We start from the raw sequence: 13,829 nt of genomic DNA, 5'->3' as shown, positions 1-13,829 counted from the left end.
GCCTCCTCGGACAAGGGGTAACTCATCGATGCTTTTTATCGATGTTTTCGTCCATGCTTTGGCTTCGCTGACGAAAGACGTCGTCGGGAGAAAGCCAGTCCGATCAACCCGGAGGAAAACAAAAGCATTGTCGATGGCTCAGGAACAATCGGACCAGCTGGTCCAACGACGATGTTGTCGAACTGGTGAAAGTTGCCTTCTTGTCGCCATGTGACCGAAGTGATGGATTCGAACTCCGTACTGAAGAAGAATGTCTCCGCAGCGAAACCGATTCCATCGATTGTGAATGATTGCGTTGCTGTTCCGCCTCCGGATTTTGTTGCGACAAAGGTCACGGTCGTCGATAGATGAAAGTTTAACTCGGCAAGATCAATCGATCTCAACGCGAATGAACCTCCGCCGTCGCGTGTGAGGATGGCGGAATTGCGTGGGTCTTGAAGATCGAGCGGATTCGGAAGCGAGTTGATGATAAGGGATGTGGACCCGGTGAATCGTGAGTCGAGTGTCCCAAAGCTTGCGAATCCACCGAGGCCGGGCGTGGTGAGCGTGTAACCATCCTCGCTGTAAGTCAATCCCGGAGGGACATCGACGAAGGCATCCACGTGCTCGAGTTGTTCGAAATCGAGCACGACATCTGCATCGACGCTTGACCCGTACATGATGTGAGCACTGACAACGATGATTCCGACGAGATTCCTGAGCATCTGTCCCTCGTAGTCTATATTTTCGGGTTGAACGGGCCGCGCAACGCGTTTCTTCATCCCGTTCAAGTCTCTGCAAAAGTAAAGTCGGAAATCCGTGCAGGGAGAATTTTCGCGTGAGAATTGTGAGGATCGTGCGTTTCGAATCAGAAGTGCGGCAGGAAATTCCCTACAACCGACAAAACGAGTACGGACATTCCCGATTCAGATTTCGAGTGCTCAGGATTTCTCAATCGTGCGAATCTGGCGTGCAGAGTTTCCGGCGAACCTGCCACGGATGTTCATTTCAACTCTTCAGCGATAATGACGGTCGACTGCATCGAGTGACCTGCTGGAACATCCGGTTGCTTCGGAGAAATTGCGGGAGAAGTTGAAGACTGCTGATGTCTTTGAGGTGTCTGTGGCTGTGCTGTTCGATTTCGTGTGGGACGTGCATTCCCGTGCATTGCCCACCACTCAGCTGCTTTGGAGAAATTCCACTCATGGGATGCTTCGAGCCGGTTCAAGCACTCCGCAAGTTCCACCACGGATTGAGGTCGATTCCGAGGATCTTTCTCCAGACAACTCAAGACGATCTCTTCGAATTCTCTGCTCACTTTCGCTTTAAGGTGCCTTCGTAATCGCGGCGGAGGTGTTTCGACTTGTGCGCAAATCACCTTTCTGAGGGGAAGATTTCCGAACAGGACCTTGCCAGAGACGAGGAAATGAGCGACTCCTCCCAATGCGTAAATGTCTGACCGTTCGTCAACTTCGTCGGGGAAGTGAATTGACTCGGGAGACATGTAATTGGGGGTACCGGTGATTCCGGTTTCCTTGTCTTTATTCGCTCGCTCTCCGGTGACAGCGACCAATCCGAAGTCGAGAACTTTCGCGAAGTCATGAGCACCGGCACATGTCGTCAGGACGATGTTTTCGGGTTTAATGTCGCGGTGAATGAGCCCTTTATGATGAGATTCCGACAGAGAACCGCAGACCTGACAGAGAATGTGAATCGCTCGCCCTTCCGGAATTGGTCCATGCTGGTAAACGAGATCGCCGAGGCTCAATCCGTCCAGATATTCCATAACGTAATAAAGCGTCCCTTCAGGAGTCATTCCGTAATCATAGACTTGAACAGTATGCGGGCTGGAGAGTTCACTCGTAGTGCGGGCTTCGACGCGAAAACGTTCGAGCAACTGACGACTGACACGAGAGGTCTTCATCATTTTCACTGCTGCTGGACGGTGCAGCATCGTGTGGCGGGCGCGATAGACGATGCCCATTCCGCCGCGTCCAATTTCTTCTTCAAGGGTGTAGCTGCCGAGTTGCTGCTCGACCCAATTCGTTTCGCTATTAGGAGCTTGGACAGCGACCAGTGCCAGCCGTTCAAGTCGATCGGCCAATCGAACCCGATTGACAGGAAGCGATTCGTTCCGCTCAATTTCTTCGTCAACAGACGCGGCGATTTCCAGAAAGTCGAAACCGGGAATGTGATTCTGGTAGGCGACGAAACGTGAAATGATGTCCGGTTCTTGAGGAAACCCACTCGGAAGCAACCCACTGATCGCGACCGCAGCAATCTCGGATTTCAGTAATTCGTCATCGGCGAGAATGACGTCGTGCTCATGCTGATAGCAAACACAGGCGACGACTTCTTCGGCGAAATTCCAGCGTTGAAGCAGCTGTCCCGCGAGTGCTGCGTGATCCCACTGGAACTCGGTACGTTCGAAGTCAACGATTGACTCACGTGTTCTGTCGAATTTCGAATACGTGTCGTAGAACTCGTCGAGAAGGTGATGAAGCAGGATGTCCTGAAGAAGCGCAGCGACGTAAACATGGTCGTGATCAATGCCGAGCAGCCTTGCGACTCTTACAGCGAACATGGCTCGCTCCTGAGCTTCGATCAGAAAAGAATCGACGGTGCTTCCAGATTGATCACGAGTCACGAATGACGCATGCAGCGCTGCACTCATGACGAGCATCTTACAGCGTCGAAGGCCGATCATTCCGATTGCGTGCTGGATCGACGAGATTCTGCGTTGAAGCATGAGTGTGCTGGAGTTCACGAGTCGCAGCACGTTGGATGCGAGTTCGACGTCCACTTCGACGATCGTGGCCAGTTTTCTCAAGGGGATGTCAGGACGTTCGCAGACCTCGACAAATTGGGCGACTGATTGCGGAGGACGAGGAATCTGGATTCGGGCAGGCAGCCGCCCGAGGGGGTCTGGACCGAGTCGGCATGCAACAAGTTTCGGCCAGTCAATCATTGGTGAGAGTTCTTGTGGTGAGGGTGTCGGCACGCGAGAAGGAAGTCAGTCGGGAGGCGTTTTTGAGAAAGCTTACCTCGACGGTGATCGTCTGTCCCGAGTTCCTCATGAGCATCTCTTCGAATCGTGAAGCTTCATCACAGTTTCAACTTTGAAGCCAGCTTTGACTGGAATCACCAACACGATGGAAAGAAGGACTGTCGCGATCACGGCACGGTGTTTTTCTTCATCCATGACGGAAAACACCCATTCCGGTTCGTTTGATGGTCACCGTTCTCCATGGAGTCTTGCAGGGCTGCACTGATTCGCATGAATAGAGTCCAGTGCCGCCGTAAGAGTCGACTTCAAGGAAGCACTGAGAAACTGTCTTCGAAGTCTATTGAATTGACGGTCGCAGTCCTTCATTTTGTTCGCTGCGGTTCCTTGAGGGACACCGACGCAAACCGTTCTCGAACTCGGAAGAAACATGAAACGAACGCGAAGAGACGAACAGAAGATTTCTCTGTTTCAGTTGTTGAGTGCAGTGACACTCTGGGGCGTCCTGGCAACGACCACATCGGTCTTGGGAGCTGATTCCGACAAGCTGGAACTTCCCGGAGATGGTGTCACCGACGTGACCGAAAAAATTCAGGAAGCGATCAATTCCGGGAATGGTCACTGTCAGATTCCCCCGGGAGTACACCGAATTACGCAGACGTTGACCATCCTTCTCGACGAAGTGGGGCCCACGACAATCTCAGGAAACGGTGTCGCAACGATCCTGATGGACGGAGAAGGGCCAGCTATTCGATTTGTCGGGACGCACGACGGAACCGCAGCACCAAATACCGTGAAACGAAATGTCTGGGAGAACCAGCGTGCTCCGATGGTGGATGGTCTTGAGATCGTTGGGAAGAATCCCAAAGGTAACGGAATCGAAGCCACTGGAACGATGCAACTGACTGTGACTCGATGCGTTCTCAGAGAGCTTCACCACGGAATTCACCTGACGAAGCGAAATCGAAACATCATCATTTCTGATTGTCACATCTATGATAACTCGGGGATTGGAGTCTTCTACGACGATGTTAATCTGCATCAATCGAACATCGTCGGGTGTCACATCAGCTACAACGACCTCGGTGGAATTGTCAGCCGGGCAGGGGACGTCCGCAATGTCCATATCGGGACCTGCGACATCGAAGGCAACATGGGAGGCCCCGGAAAATCCGCGAGTGCCAACATCGATCTCGACTCAAGAAATGGCTCGATCGCAGAAGTGGCAATCGTGGGGTGTACCATTCAGCATGACCACGTTTCGGAGAATTCGGCGAATATACGCTTCAACGGAAACAGTACCGCTCGTCCAATCACGGATGAAACTCGCCACGGAAATCTGACGATCGCTGACAACGTTCTGTCGGATGTCGTGTTTAATATCGAAGTGACTGATGCACGAGGAGTTTCGATCACCGGAAATACTGTCTGGAAGGGATACGAAGCGAATCTCGTCGTCAAGAACTCGGCAAACATCGTCGTTGCGAACAATGTTTTCGATCGCAATCCTCGATACCACTACGGCGATGGATCGGCATCAAAGAACGGGCTGCACTTCACCGACTGTTCCGGCGTTGTGTTTAATGGAAATCTGATCGATTCCGTCACACAGAACGATGCGGCGATCCAACTTCTTCGCTGCAAACATTTCAACTTCACAAGCTCTCTGATTCTCAACTGCAAACCGGTTGCGATTGATATTCGAGAGTGTGAACGAACCCGCATCTTTGGTTGTTTGATTGAACGTCCCGAAGATGCGACCGACGACTGGAAAGCGATTCAGATCGTCGAAAGCCAGGGAATCTTAACCGACCACAATGAATAGAGCAGTTTCTGATTCGGTTTGCGCTCACTCGCACGAGCAAATTCAGCCTTTGACCTGATGAACAAGTCCAAGCGAGTGCACAGGAAAGAGCAACTTGCTCTAAGCTCGCGATTCTCGACGACCTCGCATACCGCGAGTCGCGACGATGAGGTCGTCGAAAATTGCTTCGTCGTGTCTGCAATCAACCCTTGGCAACTCTCAAACCTTGACAGGGACGCGATGCCATGCGTTGAACAGATACCCTTTCAGGTTCCAATCAACTCTGCGAGGTTGGCGATCTCCTTCAGAATCGATTGCACGGACGATGATTTCTTCCGTGCCCGATTTGACGTCGATCGTCGTCGACCAAAGAACCCAGCAATACTGGTTGACTGGGGAAGAGACTCTCGCCCGCTTCCATGTTTTGCCGCCATCTGCTGAGACTTGAACGGCTCGAATGGTGACTCCCGGGTATCCTGGCGGAAGGGCATAGCCTGCCACAGTAACCTTTCCGGCGTTCAAAGCTTCGCCGGGGCTCGGATTACAGATCACCGAGTTGATTGGGTAGCGGTAGATCGGGCCTTCTTCGTCCCATTCGAGATCGTGGCCCTCTTCGACAACCTTATAAGCTGTCGCAACGTAATGGTTCGGCGAAGGACGATCACTCAACGTGATCTTTCCAAGCCACTTGACGCTTCTCGCTCCAATGTAGCCCGGGACAACCGTTCGCAACGGCCAACCGTGATCCGGTTTCAGTGCTTCGCCATTCATTTTTGTGCAGAGCAAAGATCCCGGCATCTCCGCAGTGTCATCCATCGCTTTTCGAAGCGGAATAGATGCCCCGAACGGGATTGTTGACTCGTTGTGTGGCACGACATCGAGTCCGTCGAACCAAACGTGAGACGCTTCCGGACGAACGCCAGCTTTCTTCAGAATTGATGACAGGATCGCTCCGGACCACTTTGCGTTTCCGATTGCTCCTTCCTGCCAGGGAACCCCTTTGATCGGCGAAACTCGACTATGTTCATACCGTCGATTTCCGGCACAGGTCATCGTGGCGACAACTTCCCGCTGAGGAAGATTGGCGATTTCTTCCAACGACAACTCAAGCGGCTGCTCGACCATTCCCTCGACTTTCAGCCGGAACGACTTTGCGTCGATTTTCGGAACGGGGGCATGGCTGCGGATGTAAAACAGATCCGTGGGGGTCATCCACGATTCAATGAGATCTTTGAGAGCGGGCTCTGCGTTCATGGGGACAGTGGTGTGAGCCATCAGCCTACCGACGACCTGGGGAGCTTCCTGACCGAAGCTCATGGGCGAACTGAACAGTCCAAGTCCTGCTGCTGTTCCAGCTGCCAGTGAAGTTTCCAGGAAAGAACGGCGCGAATGAGCGGGCAAAGTCATCTCATGTCTCCTCGAAATTGGATCGTCCGCAGTAGTGGTCTTTTTATGAATTATTCGTCGAATTGATCTTCGCTCTTGTGGGCGATTCACGAGAGCGGAGTCGATCATGATTCGTTGCAGCCTGTGTACTCAAAAGAGCGACATGCCTTTGTCGTAATATTAGTGACTCCAGCGAAATTGAAAAAGATGCCTCTGCGGAAATCGAACGCGGGATGGGGGATTCTGAAAGTTCTGTTCGAAATCTCACATTCCCATGGAGACTGCAGCCAATCGAGGAAGCGCGGTCACGTGCTTACCGAGAGAACAACGCTAAACCGGTAATGACCACAGCTAGTGCTGAAAGCACGGCCGCGGAAATCTTGACCCAGCTGAAGGGGCGCTCTCCGCGGACAGTTCCCGAAGCTCCGTTGACGAAAACACGAAAGCTCTTGCCCTTGTAGCGATAAGCCAACATGTAAATCGGAAGCAAACAATGCTTGTAGGTGACCGCGTCATAGCGTGTCTTCACGGAATGGACTCGCTGTCGATCTCCTCCGATTCTGCCACGACACTCGCTGCGAATGGCCGCGTCGATGATCTGCTTCGCTATCGGCAGAGCGTCTTCGAGTTCGACGTCGTAGGTTCTTGCAAAGTGCCCGGCGATCACTTCTTGCGTGAAGGGAAGCAAAGAGTCGAGCGGCCAAGGGCCGAGTTCCTCGAGATCGGTCTTGGAAAACTTGCCGGTGGCGTTGATGAGAACGTCATCAAAGAAACGCTGGAATTTTCCGGTCGCGGTGTACCAGCGTGTTCGAGTGACTGTTCGTTTCTTATCACCAGTTCCAACGGTTGTGGTGTAATCTTCCCCGCGTTCACCGTGATAAACGGTGAACGTCAGTGTGTCGAAGGTCCAGAATGGAAGGTAGACGCCGTTGCACTTCCCTTTGGCGCCGATCTTTTTGAAATCGTTCGGGGCAAACCAGAGGGATTGAACCCATGCTGCGATTTTGCCTTGTGCCTGCCGCGGGTCAATTTGAAACGGCATGACTGCGTCGACATTCACTCGGAAGCCGCCGGTGTGAATTTTCTCCCGCTGAAGAGGCGAGCCACAGTAGGGACAGTCGATACTGGTCAATGTGCCGTCGAAGATGACATCGGTCCCGCACGATTCGCATCGAACTTCCTGATGCTCGGGATCCTCATGTTCCTGTTCAGATTTTCGTCGCTTGAGCTCCGCGACCATCTCTTCGAAGTTTTGCTCGCGAATTTCGGCATTCTCGGAGAACGAAAGCTCCCGTTTTGCTCCACAGAACGGGCACTTCAGCGATTGCTCGCCGATATGAAATTTCAAGTCGGCGCCGCATTGTTCACACGGAAAAATCCGTCCTTTGCCATCGTTGATCTGTTGCCCGGGAAGGGGAGGCGGCTCGCTCATTGTGGTGTGGTCAGCCTTGAAAACTTCTTGTTTCGGACTTCTCATTTGTTCTCAGACAAAGAACAGACGAGTGCGACATTTCCTTTGTGTCATCGTCGCATTATTGCCAGTAACGCATCCAAACCCTAACAGGATCAAGATTTTCGGATTATTGCGGACTCAAAACTGTCGATGCAAGTTGGAGAAATTCGGTCACGTCGATTTACTCTTGGGAACACTTTCGATCCACTGGCAGGATTTTTCGGAATGGTCTCTGCGAAGTCGCACGAGCAAACTGGACGAAGTCCAATTCAAACAGCCAGGGCGAACGCCGAGAACCCATGAAAGTGGTCTCACTGCTGCGGGGGCTCATTGCACCCCAAGCGGTGTTTGTCTCTGGTTCGAACCAATCGGTCAACGATGGAAACACTGAGTCAACAACTTCAAGCCCCTTTGCCGTACCTCACGGAAGAGGTCCAAGGGATTCAAGGAACGCTGAAAACCGCTCCTTCCGATTTTCGCGTCGACGAAATTCCTCTCTACTTGCCGAGCGGTGAAGGGACGCATCTCTATTTGAAGATCGAGAAGACCGGGGTTTCCTCAGAACAACTGCTTATGCACCTTGCGAAAGTCCTCGAAGTCGCGAGGCGGGAGATCGGTGTCGCTGGGCTGAAAGATCGTCAGGCAGTCACGCGGCAATGGGTTTCCGTTCCGGAAAATTGCGAATCCCGAATCCCGCAAATTGACACAGATGCCATTCGTGTTCTCCAAGTTTCTCGTCATGGGAACAAGCTGAAGACAGGGCATCTTGTCGGAAACCGATTCGAAATCGTGGTGCGGGACGTCGCCTCAGACGCACTCGCTCGGGCGCAGCAAATTCGAGATATGCTATTGCAATCGGGAGTCCCGAATTTCTTTGGGACTCAACGATTCGGCATCGATTCGGAAACTCTTGAAACGGGTGAGAAGTTGCTGCGCGGAACGCTCTCGCCACAAAGTATTCCTCCTCAGCGACGGAAGTTTCTGGTTCGACTGGCTCTTTCTTCCGTACAGTCAGCTTTGTTCAATCTCGTGCTTTCAGAACGTCTGAGGAATGGTTGTGTCCATCAGGTTCGGAAGGGAGATGTGCTGCAAGTCGTCCGGTCGGGAGGACCATTTATTTCGGACGATCCGGAGACCGATCAACAACGATTCGATCAGCGAGAAGTGGTGACCACGGGACCTTTGTTCGGTCCCAAAATGAAGCAACCGGTCGAATTGCCCGGCAGGGAAGAGGCAGAAATTCTTGAGCGTTCGCAATTCACTCCTGAGCATTTCAAACAATTTAAGAAACTGACACCGGGAGCGCGTCGCCCTCTCATCATCTGGTTGGAGGAACTCGAAGTCGATCCGTTCGACGGGGGACTTCGGTTTCGGTTTGATCTCCCGTCGGGAGTCTACGCGACCATGGTGTTGCGGGAGTTCATGAAGAATGACGTAAACTGACGGCTTTTAGCGGAGGCGTTCCGGAAGAAGCTCGGTGACGGCCATTCCTTCGCTCAGCATGAAGGGCCGTCCGATCGGCGACTGAAGTTCCTCGTAGGGATCCAGTCCCATCGTCGTCAGAATCGTCGCGTACAAGTCTGGAATGCTGACTGGAGATTCTGGGGGCGTCGTCTTTGTGAGTTGTTGTTCGTTGGTCTGGCCTGCGTTCGGATCTGTTTCGCCAATCACATGACCTGCAGCCAATCCGCCTCCGCCCAGCACGCATGAGAAACCGATCGGCCAGTGATCACGTCCCTCGAGTGGGTTAATTTTCGGCGTTCTACCAAATTCGCCAAGGCAAAGCACAATTGTTGAATCGAGGAGGTCCCGTTCCTTGAGGTCAGCGATGAGAGTGGCGAATGCGGGATCGAGGATTCCAAACTGTTTCCGTTGCCCGTCGAGATTGTTGACGTGTGTGTCGAAACCGGACAGGACGACCTGAATGGCACGTACTCCCTGTTCGACGAGGCGTCGCGCGACGAGACAGCCTCGCCCAAAGCGATTGTCGCCATAGCGATCGATCGTTGATTGCGATTCCCCTTCAAGCGTCAATGCTTCCAACTGGCTGGACGACATCATTGTCAGTGCTTTTTCAATGACGGACTGATGATTGGTCTTCGCCACTGGCATCTGTCGAAGCGATGCGAACGCGTCGGAAACGACGTCGAGTCCTTCCAGTCGTCGTTTTTGCCGGGCTTCGTCGACTCCCGGTCGCATGTTGTGAATGTTTCGTCCGGGATCATAGATCCGAAACGCATCGTAATCCGCTCCGAGAAATCCGCCGCGAGGGACAACGAAACCGTCGCCACTGGCGAGAGAGATGTGTTGCGGGATCTCGATATCATCTCGCTTGAGTTGCTTGGAAATAACGGCTGTCATCGACGGATGAATGACACTGGGATCGGGGCGATAGCCGGTTTGAGCATAGTAGGTTCCGCGTTCATGGTCTCCCTCTTTCGAGACCATTGAACGGATCACCGACAGGTGATGGATTTGCTCCGCCATTTGAGGAAGAGTGTCGCCGATCTCCAGTCCCGGAATCGTCGTCGAAATCTTCGACACGGTCTCTCCGACGGAACGTTCCGGATGCGGGTCCCATGATTCCAGTTGGCTTGGCCCGCCTCCCATCCATAAAACGATGATCGATTTGGGACGTTCCTTTCCCCGTTTCTCCGCCGATCTCGCTTCGAGTGTCGGAAGCAGAAATGATAGACCGGTTCCGAGGCCAATCTGAAGAGCCTGTCGCCGAGTCAGTGAAGAAAAGAGGGAATGCAAACCGGTGTGATGGATCATTGTCAGTTCTCAATTATCAATGGTTCCAGGAGAATTCGGGAGAGTTGAACATGATCCAGAACAGGTCTTCGATGGCTGTCCCCGTTCCTGATTCCTGAAACATGGTTTCAAAGTAGCGACGTTCTTGGGGCGTCGGTTTGCGTGTGAGGCTGCAGAGGTAAACGGTCTCAATCTGCATCTCCGGTGTCGGGGCGATGGCAGCGATCCGTCCCGGAGCGAAGAAGGGATTCATGGACGTCAATTCTCGCGAGAGTTCCCCATTCATTCGCAACAACGCTTGTGGAATTGTCCCTGCTCGGGCTTGAAGTTCTTCTGCTCCCGGGTCCCCGAATTCGTCGACGAAATCATTGGCCCGAAAGAATTTCAAAGCCCGGACGAACAGGTGAGAATTTTGATCAACCGTCCGAATATTGTTTGCCTGGATCATTGATCCGATTACCTGTTCCGGTCGCAATCGCACGAGCGGGAAGACGCTCCAGTTGTCTGGAATGCCTTCGACGTTTTGAGTCTCTGGGGGAATCGAACTCATGCGAAAGGCATCGGTCGCGACAATCACTCGAATGAGTCGTTTCAGGTCATAGCCTTTTTTGCGGAAGTCCTCTCCCAGCAGATCGAGCATTGCAAGACGCGGATCGGTTCCGGGATCGGGGAGATCATCGACCGGCCGATCTGTTGCGAAAGGGCGGCCGAACAAAAGTCCCCAGATTCGGTTGGCGGTAGCGCGCTCAAAACGCACGTTCTCAGGGTGTGTGATCCATGCTGCGAGTTGCTCCCGACGCGATTCACTTTCGGAAAGCCACTCGGGATGAAAGGGAACAGATGGAGCGACAGCCCGGCCGTCTTCAGTTGTTCCGTCATCAATTACATGCTCTTTCGTCTTGTCGTCGGTCAGTCCCACGAGGCTGATCTGAACCTGAGCGAAATGGGCAGCGAGACCTTCAAACTCGCTTTGCTTCCAGCGGTCGAACGGGTGATCATGACATTGAGCACAATCCATACGCTGGCCGAGAAACGCACGGACCGACCGAGCGGTGATCTTGTTCGGGTCGAAGTCGTTGTCATCGAATCCGCTTGTCAGGAAATTCACTTCCCCTTGTCCGGTCCACACTCCCGTGCCGGAGATCATTGCGGAAACAATTTCGTCGTACGGACGATTTGTTCTGAGTTGCTGGGTCAGCCAACTGATGAAGCGGTCTCTGCGGTAAATGAGGAACCTTCCTCCTTCGGTTCCGACGTAACCGCGGGCCAGTCGTTCGGCGAAATAGTCATCGAACCGGTTGTCGTTGAGAAGTCGCTCACACCATCGGTTGATTCTGTCGGGGGCAGTATCCTGTTCGAAGAGTCGCAGTTCTTCGAGAGACGGAATCGTGCCGTGCAGTGCCAGTGACAGCCGTCGGAGAAGTGTCAGATCACTCGCTTCACCCGCTCGCACGGAACCGTCTGCTTCCCAAAGCCGTGCCAGTTCTGCGTTCGCCGCTGCGACGACGGGGGCCTCAGCGATCGATTTGGCAGTCGAGTTCGAGGATGTCGTTCCTGAACGATCCGATGCTCGATCCTTTTCGACATCGGTGACGTTCCGTTCGAATGTGTGTGGGACAGCTGATGACCGAACTGCAAGGGTCGTGACACCAATCACGGCGAGTGCAATCATCATTGGTCGAACAAGAATCTTCATCGAAACCGCAATATGTTGTGGCAAATTCGTATGTGAACGGCGGCGGACAGGCCGGAAAACTTCAGCGATCGAGTCGTCCCCGGCGTCATAAGATACCTTCGGGACTGTGCGCGAGTTTCGGAGTTTGACGAAATCGATGAAACAAAGTGAACCGCAGAAAGGTAAATTCCAGTGAGAACCGGAGACGTTGAGTCGACGCGAACATTTTTGGATCGAGATCTCGGTGCCCATCAGCAGCAGTCGCCTGAATCAGGCAATGCTCAATCGGCACCCCTGTGAATTGTCGAGTCTATGAGTGCATACGAGACAGCTCGGAATAGCATTGGCGGGGAAATGCAGGAGGAGAGATCCACTCCGAGTCTTCACGAACTGCAAGTCGATGCCGTCACCGCGAGCCATGAGACGGAAGATGGCCATGGCGATTCCTTCTCTCAAGAAGCTGATGAGATTCGCTCATTTGAGTCGGAGGAAGTGCAGGCAACTCGCGGATGGATGGGCCGAGCGCTCTCGTTCACCTGGTGGGGGATCGGACGCATTTTCGCGTTGACGAGCCTCGTTTTGATTCTCGCCGTTCTGGCAGCAATTCCGATCGTCAATTTCTTCGTCCTCGGCTATTTTCTGCGAGTCGAAGGAGCGGTTGCCCGGACGGGAAAGATTCGGAACGGATTTCCACTTCTGGACCAAGCTCCTCGAATCGCAACCGTTGCTTTGGGAATTTGGGTCTTTCTTCTTCCGCTACGTTTTCTGGGAAGCTTCGCAGCCGATGCTGCTTTGATCGCTCTCGGATCGCCTGCTGAAGCGGGTTGGAAACTTGCACTGACCATCAGTTGGATCGCTATCACCGGGCATCTTCTTTTTGCAATTGCGCGGGGAGGTTCGCTCAGCTGCTTTCTGCGTCCTCTGAAGAATGTGCTCTGGTTTCGCCGACAGGTCCGAGAAGGAAACTACTTCAGACGCGCTGATCAAGCCATTCAGGAATTCTTTGCAAGCCTTGAAGTCGGGAAAACCTTCCTGCTGGGAGTGAAAGGTTTCGCCGTTGCGTTCATTTGGCTGGTCCTGCCAACGGGATTGCTGGCGATTGCCCGGGAACCCGAGGGAGGGCAACTGATCTTCACGGTTCTTGGGGGAGCAATGCTGGCGATTGTCCTGTCCTGGGCGCCATTCCTTCAAGCACGATTTGCATGCGAGCAACGTTTTGCTGCCGGGGTGCAATTGAGAGAAATCCGATCGCTCTGGCAGCACGCTCCGATTGCCTGGACCCTCGCGCTGATCGTGCTTTATCTGCTCACGATTCCGCTCTATCTTTTCAAGGCGTTCTTGCTGCCCCCCGAGGCGATGTGGCCGATCACGTTGATCTTCGTTGTCACGATTCTTCCGACGCGAATTCTCTTGGGATCGGTCTATGCGAGGGCTGTTCGAAAGCGTGAATCGCAGCTCCGTTCTCACTTCTCGATCCGGTGGACCTGCGGAGCGATTCTCATTGCGGCACTTTGCTTTTACGTCTTTATTCTGTTCTTTACGCAGTTCTTAGGCGAACAGGGCAAGCTGGTGCTGTTTCATCATCACTCCATGCTTCTTCCCGCACCGTTTCAAGGTGCCATCGATCCGTGATTCTGTCAGCGAATCGAGAATGATGTCGCTGGGAAGCGGGGCAGGGCGTCTCGAAATGACGCTTCGGCCTCATTCATTTGCGGAAATGGATTTCGAGTCTTTCGAACTCTCATGGTCTGTGAAGTGTTCCGCATTGATTGAC

The 13,829-nt window shown here is 53.2% G+C and carries 9 protein-coding genes; 3 read left to right on the top strand and 6 right to left on the bottom strand.

Translation table 11 applies throughout. The annotated features are described in order from the left end of the window. Nucleotides 1-35: 35 nt before the first annotated feature. Together KOR42_RS03650 and KOR42_RS03645 are read right to left on the bottom strand one after the other, a co-directional pair. A complete protein-coding gene (locus tag KOR42_RS03650; protein WP_146507250.1) occupies nt 36-761 on the bottom strand; it encodes a PEP-CTERM sorting domain-containing protein in 726 nt (241 codons plus the stop codon). A gap of 221 nt (nt 762-982) precedes the next feature. Continuing rightward, nucleotides 983-2,947 (bottom strand): protein kinase domain-containing protein, encoded by a 1,965-nt coding sequence (locus KOR42_RS03645; RefSeq protein ID WP_146507249.1) that lies wholly within the window; start codon nt 2,945-2,947, stop codon nt 983-985. A gap of 466 nt (nt 2,948-3,413) precedes the next feature. On the opposite strand from KOR42_RS03645, the gene KOR42_RS03640 reads away from it, so the two are divergent. Further along, the gene (locus tag KOR42_RS03640; RefSeq protein ID WP_146507248.1) at nt 3,414-4,808 is read left to right on the top strand and encodes a right-handed parallel beta-helix repeat-containing protein; all 1,395 of its coding nucleotides are present in this window, start codon (nt 3,414-3,416) and stop codon (nt 4,806-4,808) included. Between the two features lie 198 nt (nt 4,809-5,006). On the opposite strand, the gene KOR42_RS03635 is transcribed toward KOR42_RS03640, so the two are convergent. Next, the gene (locus KOR42_RS03635; protein ID WP_197440826.1) at nt 5,007-6,194 is read right to left on the bottom strand and encodes a molybdopterin-dependent oxidoreductase; all 1,188 of its coding nucleotides are present in this window, start codon (nt 6,192-6,194) and stop codon (nt 5,007-5,009) included. Between the two features lie 292 nt (nt 6,195-6,486). Continuing rightward, entirely contained in the window at nt 6,487-7,650 is a 1,164-nt protein-coding gene (locus KOR42_RS03630; protein ID WP_146507246.1) for a hypothetical protein, read from the bottom strand. Between the two features lie 354 nt (nt 7,651-8,004). Between KOR42_RS03630 and truD the strand changes: the two genes are divergently transcribed. Further along, nucleotides 8,005-9,069, top strand: a complete 1,065-nt coding sequence (gene truD / locus KOR42_RS03625; protein WP_146507245.1) for a tRNA pseudouridine(13) synthase TruD — start codon at nt 8,005-8,007, stop codon at nt 9,067-9,069. 6 nt (nt 9,070-9,075) lie between these two features. Here the strand turns inward: truD and KOR42_RS03620 are convergent, their stop codons facing one another. Both KOR42_RS03620 and KOR42_RS03615 read right to left on the bottom strand, forming a co-directional pair. Next, a complete protein-coding gene (locus tag KOR42_RS03620) occupies nt 9,076-10,401 on the bottom strand; it encodes a DUF1501 domain-containing protein (protein ID WP_146507244.1) in 1,326 nt (441 codons plus the stop codon). 16 nt (nt 10,402-10,417) lie between these two features. Then, complete coding sequence (locus KOR42_RS03615; RefSeq protein WP_197440825.1) at nt 10,418-12,076, bottom strand: DUF1549 domain-containing protein; 1,659 nt, start codon at nt 12,074-12,076, stop codon at nt 10,418-10,420. A gap of 291 nt (nt 12,077-12,367) precedes the next feature. Here KOR42_RS03615 and KOR42_RS03610 point away from each other — a divergent pair, with 291 nt between their 5' ends. Further along, nucleotides 12,368-13,687, top strand: a complete 1,320-nt coding sequence (locus tag KOR42_RS03610; RefSeq protein WP_146507242.1) for a DUF4013 domain-containing protein — start codon at nt 12,368-12,370, stop codon at nt 13,685-13,687. The last annotated feature ends 142 nt before the right edge of the window (nt 13,688-13,829 follow it).

The sequence above is a fragment of the Thalassoglobus neptunius genome, from assembly GCF_007859735.1.
GTDB lineage: Bacteria > Planctomycetota > Planctomycetia > Planctomycetales > Planctomycetaceae > Thalassoglobus > Thalassoglobus neptunius.
This window is presented reverse-complemented; position numbering and strand designations above follow the sequence as displayed.